This is a genomic window from Pleurocapsa sp. PCC 7327, assembly GCF_000317025.1.
Lineage (GTDB): Bacteria > Cyanobacteriota > Cyanobacteriia > Cyanobacteriales > Microcystaceae > Hydrococcus.
Map to the genome: position 1 here is coordinate 3552688 of NC_019689.1, position 24828 is coordinate 3577515.

22 protein-coding genes, 1 tRNA gene and 1 riboswitch are annotated in these 24828 nt (G+C 45.6%); of the genes, 11 read left to right on the forward strand and 12 right to left on the reverse strand.

Features of this window, described 5'->3' with window-relative positions:
* Positions 1 to 46: 46 nt before the first annotated feature.
* Together PLE7327_RS15875 and PLE7327_RS15880 are read right to left on the reverse strand one after the other, a co-directional pair.
* Positions 47 to 1660 (reverse strand): alpha/beta hydrolase, encoded by a 1614-nt coding sequence (locus tag PLE7327_RS15875; protein ID WP_015144821.1) that lies wholly within the window; start codon positions 1658 to 1660, stop codon positions 47 to 49.
* Positions 1661 to 1696: 36 nt separating this feature from the next.
* Entirely contained in the window at positions 1697 to 3598 is a 1902-nt protein-coding gene (locus PLE7327_RS15880; RefSeq protein ID WP_015144822.1) for a fatty acyl-AMP ligase, read from the reverse strand.
* 218 nt (positions 3599 to 3816) lie between these two features.
* On the opposite strand from PLE7327_RS15880, the gene PLE7327_RS15885 reads away from it, so the two are divergent.
* Positions 3817 to 4026 (forward strand): molybdopterin-binding protein, encoded by a 210-nt coding sequence (locus PLE7327_RS15885; RefSeq protein WP_015144823.1) that lies wholly within the window; start codon positions 3817 to 3819, stop codon positions 4024 to 4026.
* 173 nt (positions 4027 to 4199) lie between these two features.
* Here PLE7327_RS15885 and PLE7327_RS15890 read toward each other — a convergent pair whose 3' ends face one another.
* Positions 4200 to 5471 carry a glycosyltransferase family 1 protein gene (locus PLE7327_RS15890; RefSeq protein WP_041393429.1) on the reverse strand — a complete coding sequence of 424 codons (1272 nt, stop codon included), beginning with the start codon at positions 5469 to 5471 and terminating at the stop codon, positions 4200 to 4202.
* Between the two features lie 359 nt (positions 5472 to 5830).
* Between PLE7327_RS15890 and PLE7327_RS15895 the strand changes: the two genes are divergently transcribed.
* From PLE7327_RS15895 to PLE7327_RS15915, 5 genes are all read left to right on the forward strand, one after another.
* Positions 5831 to 5922: transfer RNA gene (locus PLE7327_RS15895), tRNA-Ser, on the forward strand.
* Positions 5923 to 6115: 193 nt separating this feature from the next.
* A riboswitch (TPP riboswitch) is annotated at positions 6116 to 6219 on the forward strand.
* A gap of 7 nt (positions 6220 to 6226) precedes the next feature.
* On the forward strand, positions 6227 to 7603 hold the full coding sequence (gene thiC / locus PLE7327_RS15900; protein ID WP_015144825.1) for a phosphomethylpyrimidine synthase: 1377 nt from the start codon (positions 6227 to 6229) through the stop codon (positions 7601 to 7603).
* Between the two features lie 208 nt (positions 7604 to 7811).
* A complete protein-coding gene (locus PLE7327_RS15905) occupies positions 7812 to 8099 on the forward strand; it encodes a hypothetical protein (protein ID WP_015144826.1) in 288 nt (95 codons plus the stop codon).
* A 295-nt stretch (positions 8100 to 8394) separates the two neighbouring features.
* On the forward strand, positions 8395 to 9639 hold the full coding sequence (gene ctpA / locus PLE7327_RS15910; RefSeq protein WP_015144827.1) for a carboxyl-terminal processing protease CtpA: 1245 nt from the start codon (positions 8395 to 8397) through the stop codon (positions 9637 to 9639).
* 20 nt (positions 9640 to 9659) lie between these two features.
* Positions 9660 to 10043 (forward strand): DUF1499 domain-containing protein, encoded by a 384-nt coding sequence (locus tag PLE7327_RS15915; RefSeq protein WP_041393431.1) that lies wholly within the window; start codon positions 9660 to 9662, stop codon positions 10041 to 10043.
* A gap of 473 nt (positions 10044 to 10516) precedes the next feature.
* Here the strand turns inward: PLE7327_RS15915 and mreD are convergent, their stop codons facing one another.
* The 3 genes from mreD to PLE7327_RS15930 are packed head-to-tail and all read right to left on the reverse strand — an operon-like array spanning position 10517 to position 12904.
* Positions 10517 to 11104: a rod shape-determining protein MreD gene (gene mreD / locus PLE7327_RS15920; RefSeq protein WP_015144829.1), complete on the reverse strand. Its 588-nt coding sequence runs from the start codon at positions 11102 to 11104 to the stop codon at positions 10517 to 10519.
* On the reverse strand, positions 11104 to 11868 hold the full coding sequence (gene mreC / locus PLE7327_RS15925) for a rod shape-determining protein MreC (RefSeq protein WP_015144830.1): 765 nt from the start codon (positions 11866 to 11868) through the stop codon (positions 11104 to 11106). The genes mreD and mreC overlap by 1 nt, the downstream gene beginning before the upstream one ends.
* A 34-nt stretch (positions 11869 to 11902) precedes the next feature.
* Entirely contained in the window at positions 11903 to 12904 is a 1002-nt protein-coding gene (locus tag PLE7327_RS15930) for a rod shape-determining protein (RefSeq protein WP_186005398.1), read from the reverse strand.
* 330 nt (positions 12905 to 13234) lie between these two features.
* On the opposite strand from PLE7327_RS15930, the gene PLE7327_RS15940 reads away from it, so the two are divergent.
* A complete protein-coding gene (locus tag PLE7327_RS15940; protein ID WP_015144833.1) occupies positions 13235 to 13606 on the forward strand; it encodes a single-stranded DNA-binding protein in 372 nt (123 codons plus the stop codon).
* Between the two features lie 71 nt (positions 13607 to 13677).
* On the opposite strand, the gene PLE7327_RS15945 is transcribed toward PLE7327_RS15940, so the two are convergent.
* A complete protein-coding gene (locus tag PLE7327_RS15945; RefSeq protein WP_015144834.1) occupies positions 13678 to 14430 on the reverse strand; it encodes an SIMPL domain-containing protein in 753 nt (250 codons plus the stop codon).
* Positions 14431 to 14579: 149 nt separating this feature from the next.
* Between PLE7327_RS15945 and PLE7327_RS15950 the strand changes: the two genes are divergently transcribed.
* The 4 genes from PLE7327_RS15950 (at position 14580) to PLE7327_RS15965 (ending at position 18927) form a co-directional block, all read left to right on the forward strand.
* Complete coding sequence (locus PLE7327_RS15950) at positions 14580 to 15743, forward strand: glycosyltransferase (protein ID WP_015144835.1); 1164 nt, start codon at positions 14580 to 14582, stop codon at positions 15741 to 15743.
* 71 nt (positions 15744 to 15814) lie between these two features.
* On the forward strand, positions 15815 to 16546 hold the full coding sequence (locus PLE7327_RS15955; RefSeq protein ID WP_015144836.1) for a sugar transferase: 732 nt from the start codon (positions 15815 to 15817) through the stop codon (positions 16544 to 16546).
* A gap of 252 nt (positions 16547 to 16798) precedes the next feature.
* Positions 16799 to 17881, forward strand: a complete 1083-nt coding sequence (gene gmd, locus PLE7327_RS15960; RefSeq protein ID WP_015144837.1) for a GDP-mannose 4,6-dehydratase — start codon at positions 16799 to 16801, stop codon at positions 17879 to 17881.
* Positions 17882 to 17988: 107 nt separating this feature from the next.
* Positions 17989 to 18927: a GDP-L-fucose synthase gene (locus tag PLE7327_RS15965; RefSeq protein WP_015144838.1), complete on the forward strand. Its 939-nt coding sequence runs from the start codon at positions 17989 to 17991 to the stop codon at positions 18925 to 18927.
* Between the two features lie 34 nt (positions 18928 to 18961).
* On the opposite strand, the gene PLE7327_RS15970 is transcribed toward PLE7327_RS15965, so the two are convergent.
* From PLE7327_RS15970 to PLE7327_RS15990, 5 genes are all read right to left on the reverse strand, one after another.
* The gene (locus tag PLE7327_RS15970; protein ID WP_015144839.1) at positions 18962 to 19498 is read right to left on the reverse strand and encodes a gluconokinase; all 537 of its coding nucleotides are present in this window, start codon (positions 19496 to 19498) and stop codon (positions 18962 to 18964) included.
* Positions 19499 to 19614: 116 nt separating this feature from the next.
* Positions 19615 to 20916, reverse strand: a complete 1302-nt coding sequence (locus PLE7327_RS15975; RefSeq protein ID WP_015144840.1) for a CO2 hydration protein — start codon at positions 20914 to 20916, stop codon at positions 19615 to 19617.
* Between the two features lie 114 nt (positions 20917 to 21030).
* Entirely contained in the window at positions 21031 to 22539 is a 1509-nt protein-coding gene (locus PLE7327_RS15980; RefSeq protein ID WP_015144841.1) for an NADH-quinone oxidoreductase subunit M, read from the reverse strand.
* A gap of 76 nt (positions 22540 to 22615) precedes the next feature.
* The gene (locus PLE7327_RS15985; protein WP_015144842.1) at positions 22616 to 22870 is read right to left on the reverse strand and encodes a hypothetical protein; all 255 of its coding nucleotides are present in this window, start codon (positions 22868 to 22870) and stop codon (positions 22616 to 22618) included.
* 65 nt (positions 22871 to 22935) lie between these two features.
* Positions 22936 to 24801, reverse strand: a complete 1866-nt coding sequence (locus PLE7327_RS15990; RefSeq protein WP_015144843.1) for an NAD(P)H-quinone oxidoreductase subunit F — start codon at positions 24799 to 24801, stop codon at positions 22936 to 22938.
* Positions 24802 to 24828: the final 27 nt, after the last annotated feature.

A 24828-nucleotide genomic window follows, 5' to 3' on the forward strand; every position in this document is an offset into this window, starting at 1 on the left:
CTTTGTCATCGGATCTCGATCTTCGATCGATCCCATTTAGATGACTTTACATATAAGGTAGCGATTTGAATCGCTGCCTTGCTAGAGATGGTACAGACTGCACTAAGCTGAGGTTGTAAGGATCTTGGCTCAGGGTTTTGATGTAAGAGGCTTGTAAATAGGAACGGTATTGTTCATCGCGATCGAGATAGACTTTGAAAAATGATAGCGCGAGGATGTTTTGATAATCGCGAGCGATCGCTGCTGCCTCCTGTTTAGAAATTTCTTGGTTTGTCAGTCCTTGCATGAGAGGCAAAAGCACCCAGGCGTGGGGCAATCCCGTCGAGACGGAGAGATATTTATCGGCAGCAACTAACTCATCAAAAGCGGGCATCTGTTCCGATACTAGGGGAGTGATGATATCTTCGGCTGCCGCTTGCCACATGACAGGAGTGGTAACGCGACTCATTCCTGCTTGTCCGAAGAGACTTTTACTAAAAGGCACGAAGAGATAGATGGCTTTAATTCGGCTATCTTGTAAGTTGAGAGGTTGTTTTGGGATCTCTAGGGCGCGACATTGATAATACAGGGAGATATTGAGCAAGCGAGTTTGAGAATGGCAGTCTCTTTCTAGTTGCTCAAAATCTAGTTCGGCACCTGCTAACGATAGGGCAGTGGCACCGCCAAAGGAATAACCAAATAGGCCAACTTGTTGCAGGTTTAGTCGATCTTGATATTCAGATTGGTTGCGCTTTTCTAGTTCGTTGAGTAAAAAAGTTACATCCAGAGGGCGATCGCGAAATTCCATCGCATCGAAGTTATCTTTGTATAACCCTTTATAAAATTCTCGCTGCCTCTGACTGCTGCTGCCGGGATGGTCGGGAATGGCAACTGCAAAACCATAAGAGGCTAGATGATAAGCTAGGTCATCAAAGCGATCGCGTTTTGCACCGATGCCATTTGAGACAACGATAATGGGAAATTGTTTTTGCTGTGATGTTTCTGGCAAGTAGAGATCGACAATTAACTTGCGTCCGCGTTGGGAGTCGTATAATTCGATGGTTTGCCTGGAAGTGCTAAACTGACCTAGTGTTTTAATATCTCGAAGTTGCTTGAGATCGATAGACGATTCAGTTTTTGCTTGTTCTGAAGTCATGCGATCGAGTTCTGCAACGAGTGTCTGAGTTTTGTCTACCATGGTAGACATTTCTCGAACGAATTCCATAATGTTCTCAGTATTGAGCTCGATATCAGTAGGAAACTTGCGCATCAGCTCGATCGCATTAATACTCTTAGATTTAAGAACTGCTTGAATTAACGATCCTCGCAGTCCATAAAAACCATTTTGATTTTTGGGAATATTTATTAACTCGCCCACATCTTTTAGCAACCGTTCTCCTACAGCGCTGTGAGAGAGGCGATAGATTACCATAGGATTGACTTGGTAGCGCGATCGCAAAAAGTTTCGCACCCGCTCTTGTTGTTGCGGACTCAAACGGTTGAGGAAAAAGGCTAATTCTTTCTCGATTCTGCCCTCTTGAGCAAAGGTTGCTAAAGCCTCAACCGAAATGGAGAAACCTAAAGGACCATAATTAAAAAGAATGCGATCGGCAGCGCTGACAGGTAAAACGATTAAGAAAGTCGTAAAAATCGCCAGTAACAGAAACCATGATCTACGCATTCAGAATATTTAGTTATTTCCAAAAATTTCAAATAGTCATTTAATTTTAGTTTTTTTCCCATTCACCCACAAATATAAAAATCGTCTCAATCGTCCCCCAAACAACAGCGAATAGCGCCTCAAGTGAGTCATAGGATTCAAATATCTCTCGATCGACGAATTTATATCGCTTTGCTCTTCTAAGCGCCATTCTCCTACGACATCCAAACTTCCTTCGAGAAACTTAGCCTGACAAGCCTTTCGTTGCACCTTACCGCTAGAAGTTTTGGGAAGGCTACCCGTCTTCAACACAACGATCGCATAAACATCGATCAAATGTTCCTGAAAGATTGCCCAACGAATCGCTTCTACTACCTCATCAATAACTAACCCTTGTCGATAACTGCGTTCTATCTCGTGAGCAATAACGAGTCTATTTTCCCCGGCGACTTCGACTGCAAAGGCAGCACCGCAACCTGGTCGCAAGGCGGGATGACATTTTTCTACAGTCTCTTCGATCTGTTGGGGATAGTGATTAAACCCCCAAAAGACCATCAAATCGTTCAGACGACCCGTAACGAACAGTTCGCCATCCTGCATAAATCCCAAGTCTCCCGTTCTCAGGAACGGACCTTCTCCCGTATCTTTGAGATAAGCACAGAAGGTGCGTTCCGTCTGTTCGGGTAAATTCCAGTATCCTTTACCTACCCCCATTCCAGATACCCAAATTTCCCCGACGCGGTCGCTCGGACATTGGGTTAACGATTCGGGATCGACGATGATAATTTTGCTATCTAACCAGGCACGACCGCAACCGAGAATTTCTCTAACACCCTGTTTCTCTCTATTGGTAATAACGACGCGATTCTTTTCTAGAGGGGCTTTTTCGACATACTTAACCACTGGCGGTTCTGTGTGTATTCCCCCAGTGACGAATAAAGTGGCTTCAGCCATGCCATAGCAGGGATAAAATGCTTCGCGGCGGAAACCGCAAGGCGCAAATTTTTCTGCAAACCGATCTAGGGTTTCGACTCTAATAGGTTCGGCACCGCAGAAAGCAACCGTCCAACGGCTCAAATCGAGATTCGCTACCTGTGCGGGAGTTGCCCGACGCGATAGGAGATCGTAGGCAAAATTGGGGGCGCCGCTTGTAGTCGCCTTGTAGCGTGAAATTGCCTCAAGCCAGCGAATCGGCTTTTGGATAAAGGCAATAGGCGACATGAAAATGCAAGGACTTCCCAAATATACCGCTTGGATGACCGTGCCAATCAATCCCATGTCGTGGAATAAAGGCAACCAGCCAACACCGCTTGCTTCTTCCGTATGACCGAATGCCATCTGCAACATTTTTTGATTGTGCAGGATGCATGCGTGAGTGACCATTACTCCTTTGGGAATTCCGGTAGAACCGGAGGTATATTGTAGAAAGGCTAAGGTATCGCGATCGCAGTTGGGTTTTACCCAATCGAGTAAAGATGTTTCATGCAACTTTTCTACATCATCTGTGGCTAGCCAGTGTAGTTTGTTGAAAATAGAATCCGCTCCTGGCGTAATGAGTTGGTTTTTGAGCTTTGCTAAGAGGGATTTACTCGTTAGAATAATCTGGGCTTGACAGGAGAAAAGACGAGATTGAAGATCGCGGAGCGCTAGGCTATTTTGCGGCGGATAGCAAGGAACGGCAACGACTCCTGCATATAAACAGCCAAAGAAAGCTGCGATAAATTCTAATGCTCCATCGTAAGGATAAACTAATACTGCGCGATCGCCTTGCTTAATTTTGAGAACTTTGAGTTGGAGGGCGATCGCTTTTGCTTGTTGCTCCAATTCTTGATAGGTTAAATTAATTGCCTGCGTTTCTCCATCTTTGAGAAAGGTAAAAGCCGTTTTGTTGGGTTGAGATTGCGCTCTGTCGTACAAAAGTTCCACTAAAGTCGCATAGTTGGCTGTTTGAATTTGCATTAGTTAGGCAGTAATCTGACTCTATTTTCGTTTTTAATAATTGTGTGATGAAATTGTACGCTGCGATCGCGCAGAAAAAACTCGAAATAATAATCTAAATTCTCAATTGTTAGTCTAATCGCCATTTAATCATCATCTTTTAACAATAAAAATTGCTAATCGGCTAAGCCTTCCTTTATGTTATTAGGATGGTTTGATAAAAACTTGAGGAACGCACTATGAAGATTAGCGCTCGCAATACGCTCAAAGGGACTGTGAAAGCAGTCGTACCTGGCGCGGTGAATGCCGAAGTTGTCATCGAAGTGGCTCCGGGCATTACAATTACTTCGATTATTACCAAAGCTTCGGCTGATAGTCTGGGACTTTCAGAGGGAAAGGAAGTATACGCTGTTATTAAGTCATCTGACGTGATGGTAGCAATGGATTAAAGAGAGCGATCGCACTTCATCAGCGATCGACTGGCTTCAATTCCGGTTGTAAATATTCCACAAGGATTTACTGAATCAATACTAGAAGCGATCGACCAGAAAAAAACTCCTCGCTGTCTTTTCGATAAAGCGAGGAGAATCTGGGAGTTATGAGGCTACGAATGTGGTACTACTTAAGCACTGACCGAACCTAGAGGAACTGCCTCAGTTTCCTCAATTAGTTGGGCATACAAAGTGCCAAGTTGGGAGGCTACACCCTTCCAACTAAACTTTTTCTCAACGCGCTTTCTGGCATTTCTACCAAGGAAATTGCGCCATTCGAGATTTGAGAGGATGCGATCGATCGCCACGGCAAAAGACTCAAAATCCTTCGGCGGCGCAAGTAAACCCGTCTCTTCAGAAACAACTGTAAATTGCAATCCGCCCACATCGCTAGCAATAACAGGCGTACCGCTTGCCATCGCTTCGATGGCGACTAAACCAAAAGGTTCGTAATGACTGGGGACGACGCAGACGTCAGCTGCTGCGTAATAAATCGGCAACTCGCGATCGCCAATCCGTCCGGGAAAGAGGGTCTTTTCTGCCAATCCCAGTTCGTTAACGATCCCTTCTATCCTCTCCCGTTCGATGCCGTCACTTTGACCCGGACGAGAACCGCCACCAATCACTAGCTTTAGCCGAGGATCGTCGCGCCACTCAGATGCGTTGACGGCGCGAACCAGCGTTTCAATTCCCTTGCGCTTATCAAAACGCCCGACATAGAGAACGACCTTTGCATCTGACTCAAAACCAAGAAGAACTCTCGCTTCTTCTCGATCGATCCCACCAAAATGTTCGATATCGGTTCCGCAGGGAATAATCTTAATTTTGCCCTTAGCAGACACCAGCGATCGCATATGTTCCTGTTCCTGAGGACTGGTGGCTACAATGCAATCGTCTGTTTCTAAACAATCTTTTTCTACCTTCAAGCGGGTGCTGGCAATCATGGGAATAGTAGAGACTGATTTGTACTTGACCGCACCCAAAGAATGATAGGTATGAACCACAGGTAGGGATAATCTTCGCTTCAACTCCAGTCCTACCCACCCAGAAATCCAGTAATTTGTGTGTATTAAAGAGTAATCGAGTCCTTCTTTTTCTTTAAACTTCAGCAGTTCTTCTACAAATTGATGGCGATAGCCAAAAATTTCATCGCGCGGTACAAATTCTTCCGGTCCGGCTACTAAACGAATCGTACGACAATTGGGAGCATGTTCTACAATTCTCGGTTGATGAGCGCCACTTGCACGAGTAAACATATCTACTTTCCACCCCTGTCGTGCTAATTCCTCACCCACGTGGCGCACATAAACATTCTGTCCACCCGCTTCTTCTTTACCGATCTCCACAGCAGGGTCGCCGTGAACCGAGATAAGTGCTATGGACTTTGTTGGTTTGTTATTCATTCCTACAATTAAAACCTCAAATGGAACCCAGGTTGGGGTAAGTTCGCGGCAGTTATTTGCCTTGACTTCGATTCCCATCCCTTTCACTGGCACTTCTATAAAATCGAGAAGCCCAGAATGCGCCTCAGCGGCTTCCTCCTTCTTAAATTCAAAACAAGAGTCGCTTTAAAAATCCTTGAGATTTTTTTATCTTTACCTCCTTGACAGATCCGCATTTATAACCCCTAGTTTGCTTATATTATACACGGCAGTATGTAAAAAAGTGTATCGCTTTGTTACTAAATTCTGCTACAAATAAAGTTAGGTCAAGATTGCCATTACTTTATTAAAAATCTGCTACACTAGAACTTTGTCACCGAGGAGAGGTGGCTGAGTGGTCGAAAGCGGCAGATTGCTAATCTGTTGATGGACTCGTAAGACCCATCCGAGGGTTCGAATCCCTCCCTCTCCGTTAACTCTCTCCTACCCACGCCACTTGACAAGGGGAAGGCAGAAAGAATAGACAAATTGAAGCCAGTAAACTCATCGGACGATCGCTTGGGCTTTTCTAAAATTTAGTAAAAGCTATCGATTTTTAATGATAGATAAAAATTTTTTTTACTCCTTAAAGCAACTTATTAGTCAACTTTAGTGATAAAATTGCCACCTATAGCTAGGGGTGTCTGATTTCTGATGCGATCGGGCTGAGAAAGTCCCTTAGAACCTGAGACTGGGTAATACCAGCGTAGGGAAGCTGTTTATTGAGGAAAAAAAATATGAGAGCAGAATGGGTAGCCAAGCGACGCGGACAGAGCAATGTATCGCAGATGCACTATGCTCGTCAAGGAATCGTGACTGAAGAAATGCACTACGTCGCCAAGCGAGAAAACTTGCCCGTAGAATTAATTCGCGACGAAGTAGCGCGGGGACGCATGATTATTCCCGCCAATATCAATCACGTTAACTTAGAACCGATGTGTATTGGCATTGCCTCTAAATGTAAGGTCAATGCCAACATTGGTGCCTCTCCCAACTCTTCTGATATCGATCGAGAAATAGAAAAACTCAATCTAGCAGTCAAATATGGCGCCGATACCGTCATGGATCTATCCACCGGGGGCGGGGATTTAGATTCCATTCGCACGGCAATTATCAATGCCTCTCCAGTTCCCATTGGCACGGTACCCATTTACCAAGCATTAGAAAGCGTCCACGGCAGGATTGAAAATCTAACCCCCGATGACTTCCTCCATATCATCGAAAAACACGCCCAACAAGGGGTCGATTACATGACTATCCATGCCGGGATTCTCATCGAATATCTGCCACTGGTAAGAAATCGCATTACGGGTATCGTCTCTCGCGGCGGCGGCATCATAGCCAAGTGGATGCTCCACCATCACAAGCAAAATCCCCTCTACACCCACTTCAACGATATCATCGAAATCTTTAAGAAATACGATGTATCTTTCAGTTTAGGGGATTCACTGCGTCCCGGTTGCATCCATGATGCTTCCGATGAAGCGCAATTGTCAGAACTAAAAACTCTCGGACAACTCACCCGCCGCGCCTGGGAACACGACGTACAGGTGATGGTAGAAGGTCCCGGTCACGTACCGATGGATCAAATTGAATTTAATGTCAAAAAGCAAATGGAAGAGTGCAGCGAAGCGCCTTTCTACGTGCTAGGTCCCTTGGTGACGGATATTGCCCCAGGATACGACCATATTACCTCTGCCATTGGCGCTGCCTTGGCAGGTTGGTACGGTACGGCGATGCTGTGCTACGTAACTCCCAAAGAACACCTGGGACTTCCCAATGCAGAAGACGTTCGTAATGGCTTAATTGCCTACAAGATTGCGGCGCATGCGGCAGATATCGCCCGCCATCGTCCGGGCGCACGCGATCGCGATGACGAGTTGTCTGCGGCTCGCTACAATTTCGATTGGAATCGTCAGTTTGAATTATCTCTCGATCCCGATCGCGCCAGGGAATATCACGACGAAACCCTGCCAGCAGATATTTATAAGACGGCAGAATTTTGCTCGATGTGCGGTCCTAAGTTCTGTCCAATGCAGACGAAGGTCGATGCCGATGCGTTGAGTGAATTAGAAAAATTCTTGGCAAAAGAGCAGCAAACCCAGACAGTTTAAAAAGAGCCAGAACTGAGATAGAAGTAGTGGCGGGTATATTGCCCGCCCTATTATTTTTATGATGGCTGCGTCAAAAGGATGGAACGAGGAAGGTTGCTTGCGCGACTCAGTTGTTACATTTAGTTGCGCTTATCTCCCTGGGAAGAACAACTCATTCGATCGCAGACGATAATGAAAATGTCAACCTCAAAAATAAAGGAGTAGGGCAATGAACACCTTGGAGTTTTTAGCCCAACTTAATACCGCCACCAAAGAATGGGGATTATGGGTTAATCGAGAAAATCCCAACGAGCATCATGAAGGACATTACTCTTTTGAGAGCGATCGCATGCCAAGAAGTTTCGTCCATGTTGGAACCTTAGAAGAGTTAGCCCACCAGCGTCAAAAATATATTTTGAACAATGCCTCCTCCGACAAAAGTGAGGAGGTTTTAGGTAAAGAATGGGCAGAAAGTTTTCTGGCTCAATGTCAAGCCCAGTGGTTTGCCAAAATTTGAGCCGAGATAGCCAAAAAATCCTACAATTAAGTCTTTAGATCGAAAAACAGGGCAAAAACGTCCCTTCCCCCACACTCCTAGATGAAACTCCTCAGCCCGATCTCTCTCCGTTTATATAGTCACTACAAGCCGTTTATATAGTCACTACAAGGAGAGGCGGGCTTTTTTTCGCCTATATTTTGAATGGCGAACGGGAGCAAATTGGGATAAAGTCTCGACCAATTTTGCTCGAAATGTTTAATATGAAGAAAACATAGGAAACACGGAAACGTCGGTTCAGTATCTAATCTACCTCATGAGAAAAAGAGCATTTTGGGCAACTCTGTTATTTAGCTTTTCTCTCTTTCTTTTTTCAATTGGTTGGACGCAAAGCGCAGCGGCTTTTACAGAAGAACAGAAGTTAGTGCTACAGTCGTGGCGGCTGGTTAACCAGGCGTATATAGATGAGACGTTTAACCATCAAAATTGGTGGTTGGTTCGGCAACAGTATTTAAAAAAGCCACTTTCCGATCGCAAGGAAACCTACACGGCAATCGAGCAAATGTTGGCGACGCTAGACGAACCATTTACTCGCTTACTCAGACCAGAACAATATCACAACCTGCAAGTCAGTACGGCAGGAGAATTATCTGGCATCGGGTTGCAAATTAATATCAACTCCGAAACGGGACACTTAGAAGTAGTAGCTCCCCTAGCAGGATCTCCCGCTGAAGCGGCAGGAATTGCCCCGCGCGATCGCATTCTCAAAATCGATGGGGTAGATACCTCAACCCTCACGCTCGATGAAGCAGCCGCCAGAATGCGAGGTCCTAGCGGCACCAAGGTTTCTCTGACCATTCAACCCAGCGACGAAAGCAACGGCAAGATTCGACAACTAGACATCATTCGCGATCGCATTTCTCTGAGTCCAGTCTTTGCCACCCTCGACGATCGCATTCCCAATTATCCCATCGGTTATATTCGTCTGACACAATTTAGCGCCAATGCCGCTCAAGAAGTCGCTCATTCGGTCAAAAATTTAGAAAAGCAAGGCGTTCAAGCTTATATTCTCGATTTGCGCAATAATCCTGGCGGATTACTGCAAGCAGGAATTGAGATCGCCCGTTTGTGGATAGATGAAGGCGCGATCGTCTACACGGTCAACCGACAAGGAATGTTAGACAGTTTTACGGCATCTGGTGCAGCGCTCACTAACGCTCCTCTAGCCGTTTTAGTCAATCAGGGAACTGCCAGCGCTAGCGAAATTTTAGCAGGAGCTTTGCAAGATAATGGCAGGGCAACGCTAGTAGGAGAAAAAACCTTTGGGAAGGGATTGATTCAATCGTTGTTTGAGTTGCCCGATGGTGCTGGACTGGCAATTACGGTTGCCAAATACGAAACTCCCACTCACAAAGACATCCACAAACAAGGAATTGTTCCCGATCGCGTCGTTTCTCAAGATCCGATAACCTATCAACAAATAGGCACGGAAGCCGACAAACAGTATCAAGCAGCAGTAGAGGTATTGACCAATAAAACTGTCTTGGCAAAAGCTAATTAGTGCGTGGAGAGGTGAAAATCGTGTTTAATTTTTCTGGGAAAAGACCGACCAATCTAGGCGTAAAAGACGGAAAACTCGCTCCTTGTCCCGGTTCTCCCAATTGCGTCAACAGTCAGAGTCAAGATCCCAAATCCAAAATCGATCCTCTGCCACCAGTTGCGATCGCCGATCTCAGAAAAGTCATTGAAAGTATGGAGAGAACTACAATTATCGAACAAACCGATAATTATCTCTATGCCGAATTTAAAAGCAAGCTCATGGGTTTTGTCGATGATGTAGAATTTTATCTCGATTCGAATGAAAATGTCATTCACGTGCGATCGGCTTCCCGTCTGGGACAGTCCGATCTAGGAGTCAATCGCAAGCGAGTCGAGGAGATTAGAGCGAAATTACAAGCCAAGTGATTCCAATTCGCTAGAGTTCGCAATTCGCAATTAAAAATGCTAACAGGTTGTCCCAAAAGTATAATAATGTCATGTTGAGCGTAGCGATCGCGAAGCGAAACATCTTATAGCAATTCGCAATTGGCAATTATCAATTCGCAATTGGGAAATAGAGATGGGATTCTAGCTAGAAATTCAATGTTTTTATCTTTTAATGGCGAATTGCGAATTATCAATTGCGAATTAGCAATTAGTCAGCAGCTCTGTGTGGCGAGTTTTTGACAGTAACCGTTTGACAGTAACTGTAGGGAAGTAAGGGCGCGTTTTTAGATAAACTCGCCCTTACTTCTCAATCCAAAATCCAAAACCGCTGCGCAGAACTTTGTTCGAGCAGCGCAAAATCCAAAGTGGTATTAGCATACCAACTCCAAACCTAGATTCTTCGTTACGTTCTCCTGCATTGAGCATGACAAAATGGACTTTTGGGATATCCTCTAAGAATGCCTGGACTCGATCCCCCCTAAAGATGCTCGCTCCAACGCCTTAAGCTTCTCCCACCAACGATTGAGAGGATAATAGAGAACTGGTGCCCAGAGACTGCTGAGAATAGCTGAAGAAAGTGAAATGCGCTGATAATCTAACCAAACTTCTTCTGGGGCGCGAATGTGATGGAGAATATGCTGAACTGCGATCGCCGCCTCAGCAACAATCGACATCGCAAAAACAATGAGCGCGACCGAAATAAAATCTTCTTTAAGATATCGCTGCTTTTGCAGTTTTGCTGTCAAAAACCCTACTAAAACGAGAGACAAAACATGAGAAGGACCGGAGGCAGGAGCAGAGGTCATGCCATCTTGAATCATGCCCAAAGCAAGTCCTGCTAATATGCCCTGAAAAACAGATCGTTTGAGACTCCAACTCACCGTCCAGATTAATAGCCAACTAGGGGCAATTCCCAATAACTCCATCCCAGGCAGACGAACGAAAGTCAAACACGCACAAAGAAGCACCGAAGCACAAATTATAAACCCATTGAGAATTTGGCGCTGCTCGGAAGACCATTTTGATTTTGATAGCTTCATCACTTTGGTTCCAAATCGCTTTTGAAGGGATGGACGAGCGCCCATTCCAAACTATCGATTGGGGCTGTTATGATTATCGTAGCTTCGGGAGCAGGTCCTTTTTGCAAATTGACCGATTGGACGCGACCGATTGGCAAACCTGCGGGAAATAATTGGCTGACAGCGGAGGTACTCACCGTGTCGCCGGGGCGAATATTGGGGACTTTTTCAAAAAACTCCATAACAGCAATTTGAGAGCCGCGTCCTTTGATTAAACCCATCGAACGACTGCGAGTGACAATCGCGCCAACGCGACTGTTGGGATCGCTAATCAAGAGAACTCGACTGCTATGAGGTGTCACCTCGATGACTCGACCGACTAATCCCCCAATTCCGGTGACTGCAAAACCCTTTTCAATGCCATCTCGACTGCCTCGACCTAAAATCGCTTGCTGCCACCAGTCGTCTGCGCTGCGTCCGATAATAGGCGCTGCGATCGCGGATCGTTTATATTTTTCAAAATCGCCTAAAAGTTTTTTTAATTGCTGATTTTGCTTTTCTAATTCGCTAATTCTCTGTTCTAGTTCTAGAATACGAGCATTCGTAAGTTTTTTTTCTACCAAGGAAGCTGGTTCGGATCGAAACGGACGAACGAGCCAGGAATAGATTTCTTGGATAGCCTTTCCTTGAGTTTGGCGCAGCAACCAAGCAACGCCAATGACCGAGAGAATTAAAAGTATTTGTACTCCGAGTCGAGTCCACTTTACTCGCCGCACCGCAAACATAACGATAATTTTTGCCTTTCTCCTGTTGCCTTACTTATGCCATCCGAGCGCTTTCGTTGAGGATTCGCTCCAAAATTTTAGGATTCTTGAGTACTTCACCCGTGCCTTTAACCACACATCTGAGCGGATCTTCAGCTACGTGAGTAACGATGCCCGTTTCGTGACTGATGAGCGTATCGAGTCCCTTCATCAAAGCGCCTCCTCCAGCTAGCATAATTCCGCGATCGATAATATCTGCTGCCAGTTCGGGAGGCGTCCGCTCTAGCGTGCGCTTGACGGCATCGACAATCGTTGACAGAGGCTCTGCCATGCTTTCTCGAACCTCTCCTCCTTTAATAGTAATGGTTCGGGGTAATCCAGACATAAGATGTAAGCCTCGAACTTCTTGAACTGGTTCTTCATTATGAATGGGGTAAGCAGAACCCAGTTTGATTTTAATGTCTTCTGCTGTCCGTTCGCCAATAATCAAGTTGTGGACTTTTCTCATGTACTGCACGATTGCCTCGGTTAGCTCGTCGCCTGCAACCCGAACTGATTCGCTCAGCACTCTTCCCTGTAAGCTTAATACAGCGACCTCAGTCGTTCCGCCGCCGATGTCAATAATCATGTTACCCGTTGCCTCTGTCACGGGAAGTCCCGCTCCTAGAGCAGCTGCTACTGGTTCGTCAATCAAGCCAACTTCTTTGGCTCCCGCACGAGTCGCCGCTTCTATAACGGCTCGGCGTTCAACTCCAGTGATTCCGCTAGGAATTCCTATCACCATGCGAGGATTGCCGAGAGGATTTCCTTCATGGGCGCGACGGATAAATTCCGATAGCATAATTTCAGCGCTGTAGAAGTCAGCGATAACTCCATCGCGCAAGGGACGCAGCGCGATAATATTACCCGGAGTTCGCCCTAGCATTTTCCTAGCTTCTTCGCCGACAGCTAGGGGGGTTTTATCTCGATCGATCGCAACGACAGATGGTTCTTCTAAAACGATGCCTTTACCAGATATATAAATTAGGGTATTGGCAGTCCCCAAATCTATGCCCATGTCTCGCGACAGGGAAAAACGTTTAAAAAAATTCACAGAACTTTCTCCCCCCACTACGATTTAGGATTTACGATGCTGCTTTACGATCGCCCAATAGAATTGATGTGGATTGGATCTTATTACTTTTTTCCTTCTAAGTCTAGCGAAGTTAACGAATTCGATCGGGAATTTTACAGTTCCTCGTTAGGACGGGGATTCAAGTCATGCAGGAAATCTTCCGCACTGTTACGAGATATTATTTTTCCAGTTAGTTTCGATTGGTGCGCTTACGAGCTACAATAGTGAGAGTATATTTGTACTAAAATAACGGAAAATGAGAGGAATTGACGAATGAGTCTGAATGTCGTACATTTGGTAGGTCGCGCCGGCAGAGATCCGGAAGTTAAATGTTTTGAATCGGGAAGCGTCTTGTGTACGTTAACTTTAGCGGTAAATCGCCCTACCAGTAAAAATGACGAACCCGATTGGTTTAATCTGAAAATTTGGGGCAAAACGGCAGAAGTTGCTGCTAACTACGTTCGGAAGGGAAGTTTGATCGGCATTCAGGGGACGTTGACAATCGAAACTTGGACGGATGACAAGACAGGAACTGAGCGTTCGACTCCCGTTATTAGAGTGGATAGACTCGATTTGTTAGGCTCGAAGCGGGACGCCGACTCCAGCGCAGTCGGCGGCTACGGTAGCGGCAACAGCGAGTTTTAAGATCGATTCGCGATTTCTGTAGGGTAGGGGACAGACGCTAAAGGTTTGCCCGACGCGCGTCTTCCCCTACTTCAATAACTAATCTGTAGGGTGACGGAGGCACTAACTGTTTGCTCGCCGCCAATAACAGGGGTAGTAGCAGAATCGGTTCTAGCTGCCTCGCGAGCCATTAGCGGCTGTGGTGGCGGGGTACTTGCTCCATTGACTTGAATGTTAACGATCTCTTGGCGAGTGAGATTGAGGGCACTCAAGACCGTATCCGCTTGTTGCTGGGCATCCTCGGTGGCTAGCCGAAGCGCTTGCTTTTGCGCTGCTGCGATCGCGTTGTCGCTGGCAGTAAAATCAACGCTGTCAATTCGAGTAGCTCCAGCTTTGACAGCTTCGTCGAGTAAATTCCCTACTCGATCGTTAGAGATACGAAAACTAATGGTATTGACTCCAACGTAACCGACGAGGCGTTGTTGGTTACTGCTGTAATCGTAGTAGGCGGGCTGTAATTGGATCCCAGTGGTTTGTAATTTTTCTACGCCGCGCGATCGCAGCAACTCTACCACTGCCGACGACCGTCTGGCGATCTCTTGCTGTACCTCTTGTGCCGTTTGTCCTTTGACCTCCACGCCTAGCTGTACTTGAGCCAAGCTGGTAGGAATCGTTTCCTGTCCCTGTCCGGTGACGGTTAGGATGCGCAGGATTTTTTCTTGGGCGATCGCGGGAGCGCTTGACGCTATACTAAGAATAACGAGTAAGATTGCCATTACCTGTGCTTGCTTGTCTAAAAGCCACTTAAAAGATGATTTTTGACTAGATAAAAGCTCTTTGTTCACTTTTGTTGCTCCTCATACCAATACCATTGACTAAGCTTTCAGCCAACTGCGAATTGGCGATCGCCTCTACTTCTACTGTGCCACCGAAAAACTGAAAAAGTTTATCTTGTTGCCATTTTGGAAACCAATGCTCGCTGTCTGCTCGGCCTATGAAATACGCTCTGGTTCACGAGTGGCTAACTCCTAAAGCCACGGGTGGTTCGGAGTTAGTCGTGCGCGAAATCTTGCGCCATATCGATGCCGATCTTTATGCCTTAATTGACTTTGAATCAGTCAATCCCCAGAGTTATCTCTATGGACGAAAGATTGGAACGACGTTTCTGCAACATTTACCTTTGGCTCGCAACGGCATTCAGAAATATTTGCCTCTGCTGCCCCTAGCGATCGAACAGCTAGATTTACGGCAGTATGACGTGATTCTCTCCTCATCCCACGCGGTCGCCAAGGGAGTACTCGTCAGTCCCGATCAGCTACACATCTGCTATTGCCATACGCCCATGCGCTATGCTTGGGACTTGACATTTGACTATCTTAATGCCAATAGCTTAGGACGCGGTTTGCTCGGTATTTTGACTCGCTATATCCTGCATCGAATGCGGCAGTGGGATGTAATTGCAGCCAATCGAGTTGACTACTTCATTGCCAACTCCTATCATACTGCTAAGCGCATCTGGCGTTGCTATCGCCGTCAAGCAAAAGTAATTTACCCGCCAGTAAATTGCGATCGCTTCTCTTTTCAAGCGCAAAAAGAAGACTTTTATCTGACCGTGTCTCGCTTGGTCAGTTATAAAAAAGTTTCTCTAATTGTCGAAGCATTTAATCAGTTGGGCTATCCTTTGGTCATTATCGGCGACGGACCCGAACTCAAGCGAATTCATCAAATTGCCAAACCCAATATTCAAATTTTAGGGGCGCAGCCCGATGAAGTCGTCGAGCGATATATGGCTAACGCTAAAGCTTTTGTCTATGCAGCTTGCGAAGACTTCGGGATTGCCCCAGTAGAAGCCCAAGCCTGTGGAACGCCTGTCATTGCCTACGGAGAGGGCGGCGCGTTAGAAACCGTGCTAGATATTCGCCAATTTCCGGAAACGGGAACGGGACTGTTGTTTTCTCCTCAAATCCCAGAAGCTCTAGTCAAAGCCGTTGAAACTTTTTGCCAATTTCAAGGTCAAATCAATCCAGAAAGTTGTCGGACTAGGGCGGCTAATTTTAGTCCCAAAATCTTTGAAACCTCTTATTTAGCCTTTATCGAAGACTGTTGTCAGAACTTTCCCTCAAAAGATTCTGACAAAAATTGCGACTTTTTTAGATAGATTCGCCATAATAATGGTCTTCTGGCTTTATGATCGGGACAGTGTGGTGTGATGTGATGTGAAGGAGTAAGATGACTGCTAATAGCCAATTTATACGCATCAAAGCCTTGCGAGTTTTGATGCAACGCGGTTCCCTATCCTCGGTTTCCTCGAAAAAATTTTATAAATCGTTGACTCAAACTTTTGATGGGGATTTTACCAAGCGAACGTTCGATGTAGTCTTTTCTCTGTTAGTTCTGATTTTCTTGTCGCCGCTTTATTTGATCTTGGCGCTGTTAATCGCCATTAGTTCGCCCGGTCCGATTTTCTACGTCCAGCAACGAGTTGGCAAAAACTATAAGCGCTTCGGCTGTATCAAATTCAGAACTATGGTTCGCGATGCAGACGAAATTCTAGAGGCGATCGTAGCAAATTCACCTCAGATGCGCGAAGAGTTTGAAAACAACTTTAAACTGCGCGACGATCCCCGAATTACCTGGATTGGCAAGTTTTTGCGCTTGACCAGCCTTGACGAATTTCCTCAGTTTTGGAACGTGCTGATGGGAGATATGAGTGTAGTCGGTCCTCGCCCCCTAGTTCCGGAAGAGTTGTGTAAATACGGAAATCGCATCGAAAAAGTTCTAACCATCCGACCGGGAATTACGGGATTGTGGCAAGTCTCTGGACGCAATGACATCCCCTATCCCCAACGAGTCCAAATAGATGTCTACTATGTCAATTGCCGCAACTGGTTAATGGATCTGTGGATAATTGTCAAAACAATTGGTGTAATTATCTTTCCCCATAGCAATGGAGCTTATTAAACTCCATTCATTAGTCATTGAGTTATGAGTCGTTAGTTTCCAGGCAATTCTCCTAGAACTAACGACTTCAAACTTTACAAAAACTTTGAAAAATTGTTAATTTTTTTTTGACCACCAGGCAAGCTTTTAGGTTAATTTAGGAAAGATATTTACATTGTTCGTTGAAATTTAGTTTTGGCGACAGCTAGGTCAAGCTGTGCCATCTGTATCTAATGTTTCTATCAATACCTACCAAGGACAGGATAATTAGAAATGACCCAATCCAAACGAGCGCTGATTACCGGTATTACTGGTCAAGATGGTTCTTATTTGAGCGAATTATTGCTAGAAAAAGGATATGAAGTTCATGGCATTATTCGCCGAACCTCCACGTTTAATACCGATCGCATCGATCATATCTACGTCGATTCGCACAACCCAGATGCGCGGTTGTTTTTACACTACGGAGACTTAACGGATGGAACCACTCTACGCCGCATTCTGGAGCAAGTTCAACCCATAGAAATTTATAATCTAGGCGCTCAATCTCACGTTCGCGTCAGCTTCGATTCTCCAGAATACACGGTAGATTCGGTAGGAATGGGAACGCTGCGGTTGCTAGAAGCAATTCGCGATTACCAACAACGCACGGGAATTGAAGTCCGATTCTATCAAGCGGGTTCGTCCGAGATGTTTGGCAAGGTGCAGGAAATCCCCCAAAAGGAAACAACCCCCTTCTATCCTCGCAGTCCCTATGCCTGCGCTAAAGTCTACGCTCATTGGCAAACGGTAAACTATCGAGAGTCCTACGGATTGTTTGCTTGTAACGGAATTTTGTTTAATCACGAATCTCCCCGCCGCGGCGAAACGTTTGTCACTCGCAAGATTACTAGGGCACTCGCTCGAATCGTAGCCGGCACCCAGAAAAAGATGTATCTCGGCAATTTGGATGCTAAGCGGGACTGGGGCTATGCTAAAGATTATGTTAAAGCGATGTGGCTAATGTTACAGCAAAGCGAACCAGGTGATTATGTCGTTGCTACGGGAGAAACTCACGAGGTTAGAGAATTTTTAGAGATCGCTTTTGGTTACGTCAATCTTAACTGGGAAGACTACGTTGCCTTTGACGAGCGTTATCTGCGTCCTGCGGAAGTAGATTTACTCATAGGCGATCCTGCCAAAGCCAAACGAAAACTTGGCTGGCAGCCATCTGTTACCTTTGAAGAGTTAGTCCGTTTAATGGTAGATGCCGATCTTGCTGCTTTAGGAATTCCCTCTCCCAATGGCTCTCACAACGGGCAACTCTTGCTAGATAATGCTTATATTCGTCAGAATGTAGGCGTTATGGTGGACTAAATCAGTTATTAGTTAGTCAGTTATCAGTTATCAGTTAGAAGGTTTTTAATCGCTGATAACTGATAGCCGAGCGCCGAGCGCTGACTAGGGACTAAGGATAAAAAACTATGCTAGATTTAAGCAACAAACGTATTCTGGTTACGGGTGGCGCTGGGTTTCTTGGTCGTCAGGTAGTCGAGCAGTTGTGCCGGGCAGGAGCCAACCTAGATAAAATTACAACTCCCCGTTCCCGCGATTGCGATCTGCGCGTTCTCGAAAATTGCCAAAGAGCGGTCGAGCAGCAGGATATTGTCGTTCACTTAGCCGCTCATGTCGGCGGCATCGGGTTAAACCGAGAAAAACCAGCAGAACTTTTTTACGACAACTTGATGATGGGCGCTCAGTTAATTCATGCCGCCTATCAAGCGGGAGTTGAAAAGTTTGTCTGCGTCGGTACCATTTGTGCCTATCCCAAGTTTACCCCCGTACCGTTTAAAGAAGACGATCTTTGGAATGGCTATCCAGAAGAAACGAACGCGCCATACGGCATTGCCAAAAAAGCGCTTTTAGTTCAGCTTCAGTCTTACAGGCAGCAATATGGGTTTAATGGAATTTATCTTCTGCCCGTCAATTTGTACGGACCCGAAGACAATTTCGATCCCCGTAGTTCTCACGTCATCCCAGCCTTGATTCGCAAGGTATACGAAGCCCAGCAAAGGGGAGACAAACAGCTTCCCGTTTGGGGCGATGGGAGTCCTACCCGCGAGTTTCTTTATTCTACCGATGCGGCGCGGGGAATTGTCATGGCAACTCAGAAGTATGACGGCGACCAACCCGTCAATCTGGGAACGAATTACGAAATTTCTATTCGTAATTTGGTGGAATTAATTTGCGAACTGATGGAATTCGATGGCGAAATTGTTTGGGAGACCGACAAACCCAACGGTCAACCCCGTCGCTGTCTAGATACTACTAGAGCGAGAGAGACTTTTGGCTTTACAGCTCAGATGGACTTTAAACAAGGCTTGAAAAATACGATTGATTGGTATCGCCAACACGCGGCTTAATACTTGGTTGGTAGTGGCGGCGGCTAAAGTGCCACTACCAGCTTTTTTTCTCGTTAAGAATTTTGGCAATTTGCATGGCGATATCTCCTGGAGTTCGGGAAATGTCGATCGCGATGGCATTTTCGGGTTTGTCTAACGACTCGAACTGAGAGCGCAACAGTTCGGCTTTCATAAAATGCTGCTGTCGCTGCTGCATTCGCTGCCAAATCTGCTCGTAGCTTCCTTTGAAATAAACCCAGAGAAGATCTTGTTGGTCCCCCTGTAGCAGCTCTCGATAACCTTGCTTGAGAGCAGAGCAAGCAATAATTGCATGGCTTTTATTGCGTCGCACCTCATCGATTAAATCCCGCAACGCTAACAGCCAAGGCTGACGATCGCGATCGCTAAGCGGGATTCCGCGACTCATCTTAGCAAGATTTTCTGGTGGATGAAAATCGTCTCCGTCGTAAAATTGCCAGCCCACAATTTGAGCGAGCAATCTACCGACAGTAGATTTTCCCGAACCGGACACGCCCATGAGAATACAGATTCTTGGCTCGATCCCGTTTGCACTTCCCAAGTTTGTTACCAAGATGTTTATCCACTTCTAAGTTTAATTGTTTTGCGATCGCGCGCTCCTCAAGATTAATCCCCTCTCGCCAGTAGAGGGAATTAGATCGAAGTTTGGCATAGTGCCTAGCAGACTTATTATCGATAATTCTGACTTTGAATCTCTCTTAGGCGGGATTCGGGACGGATGAATCGATCGAGTTGTGCTTCAAAAAATTTCCGATTTGCCATTAAATGCTTCGGATTGGGGTCGTCTAAAGGATATAAAAGCGCAGTACGCAATGCTTGAATGACTGCCGAAGTCACATTGTACATCGATCGCTGGAAACTAATACCCAATTGAATGAGAATATCGTCTTCTCCTCGGCAATGCTTATGATAGTAATCTTTCAGATAACCAGGAAGGAAATGATACATATCATCCATCAACAATGTCGGCGGAATGCCAGCCGTTCCCACGGGGAAAACATCGGCATATAAAATGCCGTAATGGAAATCTTTTTGATCGTCGGGAACTTCTTTTGCCTGCGCGTTATAAGATTTCGTTCCTCGGAAGGGGGAAGTCCGATAAAATACAGCTTCTACGTAAGGTAATGCTGCTTCATAGAGCCACATAAATCCCTTTGATTTGGGGATAATTTCGTAGCATTCGCCCCGAATATAGACGTGATGGTAAATCGGACGACCGGCAATAGCAAAAATCCCGTTAACTAAGAAATTCATCGCATCGGGAACGCCTTTAAATCCGCCTTCGTCATAGATATCCGACATCTCAAAGAAAACGGGTGCCATAACTTCCCAGAACAAGCCCAAATTGGAATAATAAGACATCATTCTGACTTGTTCTAAGAACATATCTGGAAAGAGTTTATAAAGCGCCAGCATTGGGGGATTGTATTTGAAATAAGCTTTGATGGCGCGATCGGCATTAGCCTTATATTCGTCACTATCTAAATAGGCGTCAAACAATCCCCAGCCCATATCTCGACCGTGCCAGAACATAGCACGCATGCATTCTTCGGCAAACTCCATGTTAATGCGATCGTGCCAGAGATGGTGGAATAGTTTGGGCATTTTGAAGGTTTTCCCCTTCTCCATAAATTCGAGAAGTTCGGGATGGGCAGTTGCTTGTCCGCGCCAAATTCTTAAATCTGCATCGTCTCCAGCATAGTGATTGTGAAGGTCTAAATATTCTTGAGGTAAGAAGTATTTAAAGAAGGGAAGCGGATCGAGAAAAACCCGTTCGGCAATATAGAGAAGATCGCGCCAGTAAAAGTCCATCGGTACGGCATAGGCTTTATAAATACCGATGATTTGCATTAGATTTTCTGGCGTATCGGGTAGCATCGAACCGCCGGCTTCCAAGCGATGAACTATCTCAGCAAATTCATGGGTTGAAGGAGGTAATTTAGTTTTGGGTTTCTCAGCAGTTTCTACCATAGTTCAATAGTTCAATTCGTTTTTGAATTTGTAAATTGTAGTGCGGGCATCTTGCCCGCCAGCAGCATCTCGCTTACGCAAGGGGAATAGATTTCACCTCAATTGAGAACTCAACTACTTATCGAGTGATGGTTGATAGTCTATAGCGACTTGCTGACCGATCGCGGGAAGATTGGCTACCATTGAACTCGTAGTTGGTTCGATCCAGCGCACCAACCAAGTGGGTTGAATGCCTAAAAATAAAATGACGGCAGTAAGGACGATCGCGGGAATGCTTTCGCTTCGCAATACTTTTGGATAATACGCCGTGTAATTATCCAGCTTGCCAAAGCAAGTACGGTTGAGCAGAATAACGAAGTAAACGGCAGTTAAACCAGATGCAATAATGCACAGAAGGGTAGGAATCGGGAAAGCCGAGAAACTGCCTTGAAAAACGATAAATTCAGCTACAAAACCTACTAAACCGGGAATTCCCGCACTAGCCATTCCTCCTAGGATGAGAAGGGCGCTGATGGTGGGCAATCCTCGAATGGGATTCATTAAACCGTTGAGGACATTAATGTCGCGGGTGCCAACTTTGCGTTCGATGATGCCCACTAAATAGAAGAGTAGGGCTAAAATCAAACCGTGGCTGATCATTTGCGAGACTGAACCTAAAACGCTTAACGCCGTTCCCGCCGCTGCCGCTACCAGCATATAGCCCATGTGACCGATAGAACTATAGGCAACCATGCGCTTGATATCTTTTTGCGCGATCGCGCTTAATGCCCCATAGACAACGCTAACCGTACCGATAATGGCGAGTCCGGGGGCTACCAGCGACCAAGTTTCGGGAAATAGCTGCAAACCAAACCGAATTAAGCCATAGGTTCCCAGTTTTGCTAGGATCCCTCCTAATAGAATTGCTACGGCTGGTGAGGCTTCGGTGTAGGCATCTGGCAACCAAGTGTGTAAAGGAACCAAGGGGATTTTGATGCCAAAACCAACCAGGAGTAAAGTCAGTAAAATTAATTGCGTCTTGACAGATAATTCTGTCGTCGTTAGCGATTGGTAATCGAAATTTGGAGATCCGCTTAAGAAACCAATGCCAAGGAAGGCTGCCAAAACCAATAAGCCAGATACAGCTGTATAGAGAAGGAATTTAATCGAAGCATAACCTCGTTTTTCTCCTCCCCAAATCGCGATCGCGAGATAAAACGGAATTAACTCTAATTCGTAGAAGAGGACAAACAAGAGTAAATTCTGTGCCATTAATGCCCCAGCAATTCCCGCATTGATCAGAAGAAATAGGGAATATTTTAGGCAAGGTCGTTCGGCGTTTTCTGCCGTAGCATAGATGGCAATTATGGTTAAAAAACTACTTAAAACTAATAGGGGCATTGATAGCCCATCGACTGCCAAACTATAACTCAAGCCAATTGGCTCCGCCCAGGAAAAATATTCTTTAAACTGCAATCCGGGATTGTTGATATCGAACTGAGTTAGCAGCATAAGCGACCAAGCAAAAGACGCGATCGCAAATGCTATCGTTATCTGGCGCAATCTTTTCGTTTCCTTGGGGTTTGGAAAAATTCCAATGATTGCTGCCCCTAAAATAGGTAACCAAAGTAAAGTACTTAGCATAAAGGTTTTATGAGTAGTTATTGGTCGATCGTTTGTTATTTAAATTTTGACTTTTGAGTTTTTTAGTTAGTAGTCATCAGCTCTCAGTTTCGATTGAATAGTGATAACTGATATTTCCCTCTATTAAGACTTGCAGCACTTCATCGGGAGTCATGTTTTTGACAGGACTATTTTGAGCGGGAGCCACATCTTTTGTTTGAGCGAGACTGGCTTCTGGTTTAGATAAATTAGATCCCAGAATAGTTGCTGCAAATCCCATTCCGAGAAAACCGCCTCCATACTTAATTAAATTGCGACGCGATACGTTAAAAAATTGATTATTTTTGCTCATTTATTCATAGCCAGTCGTTTTTTCTAATGGTTGGGCAATTGTTACAAAAACTGACGAATCATTGACTAATTAGCCCCAAATACTAGGGAAACTTGAGAGAGTATAGGCCAACCGATCGCAATGACTAGAAAGACAACTCCTAGAAAAATTGACAGGAAATAAAATTGAGTCTGACCTGAGACGTTGTATTTTAAGCTTTGTCCGCCAAAGATGGTTGCTATGCCGACTAAATTGACGATGCCATCGACAATAAAACGGTCGAACCAAGAGACAATTTGGGAAATCAAGCCAACGAAAAAGACAATCGTTAGCCTATAGAGTTTGGCAGTATAAAGGTCGTAGGCAAAAAAATCTTGTACGGCTTTGGGTTTAAATTGTACGGGTTTGGCAATGCGATCGCCGAGATAAATATAAGCTGCCGCAGCGCCGCCAACGACTGTTGAGATAACTAAGAAACTAGCAACGGTCAAATTTAGGTCTTCCCAGGCAGGGAGCAGGTTCCATTGCTTGAGGAGTAAAGGTACGTGGAGGGCAAATCCCATTACGATGGTCATCGGCAGGGTAAGAGGCCAGAAAGCTTCAAAAGAACGAACGGTCATCTGCTTGGGTTTGCCGCCAAAAATCGCGCAAAACTCGCGGGTAACGCCAAAGGCAGTTAATCCATTAACCAGTAACAAAACGCCAATTAACCAGGGATAGTTCTGGGATAGGTTATCCGCCATCTCGGTTAGTACCCAGAAACAGCCCATGGGAGGGAAAGCAACTAAAGAAGCTGCCCCTACAAGAAAGCAAATGCCAGTGATGGGACGGCGCGACCAAAGCCCACCATATTGAGTGATATCTTGGGTAATATTGTTCCAAATGATATTGCCCACACTCATCACTAGCAGAGACATGGCGATCGCATAGGTAAATAGCAGCGTCAATGCGGTTTGGGTTTGTCCCGTTCCTACGGCAATGAATACCAAACCCATATAAGCGCTGACGACGTAGGATAGACAACGCTTGAGATCGATTTGCGCGATCGCAATCGCGGCAGCACCTACCGCCGTTACCGCACCGATCCAAATCATGACATTGGTAGCGACGGGAGACAGCGCAAACACTGGCTGCAACTTAATTAATACCCATGCCCCAGTAGAAACGACCACGGCGTTCCGTAAAATCGTAGCGGGTATAGGACCTTCCATCGCCTCATCCAACCACAAATGCAAGGGAAATTGCGCGCATTTACCCAGAGGACCTGCAATTAGTGCCAAACAGAGGAGAGTTGCGGTAGTAGGGTTAAGCGTTGCAGTTCTTGCCCACTCTGCCAACTCGGTATAGTTCCAAGTTCCAGCGATGGGTAACAAGGCAACCACACCCATTAGCAGAATTAAATCGCCTATCCGTTTGGTTAAAAAGGCATCCCTTGCCCCTGTCACCACCAAAGACTGGTTGAACCACAAACCAATTAACAAGTAAGTTCCCAGAGTCAGGATTTCCAGAATGACATAGCTGAAAAACAGAGAATTGCAAAGTGCCAGGGCACACATTCCTCCTTCAAACAGAGCGAGTAAGGAGTAAAAACGCGCCCATCCCCAATCCATCTCCATATAGCCAATAGCGAAAATTTGGGCGGCAAGATTCAACCCGGTAATTAACAGCAAAGCCCCAATATTGACCGAAGAAATTTCAATATCAAAGGAAATATTTAAATCGACGACATGAAGCCAGTTAAAAGAGATATATTGGGGAGGATGGTTCCAAGTTGCCCCAAGGGCAAGCAAGCTATGAAGAAACGCCATCAAGGTCATAATGGCGTTAATATATCCAGAAGGTCTCGGTCCCGTTTGACGGATAATACCAGGAGACCAAGGTAAAGCAAGTACCGCTCCCGTCAAGGCGTACAAGGGTACCAACCAGATACTCTGGCTGAACGTCTCAAACATAGAGTTACCTCAAAATTAGTGAACGGA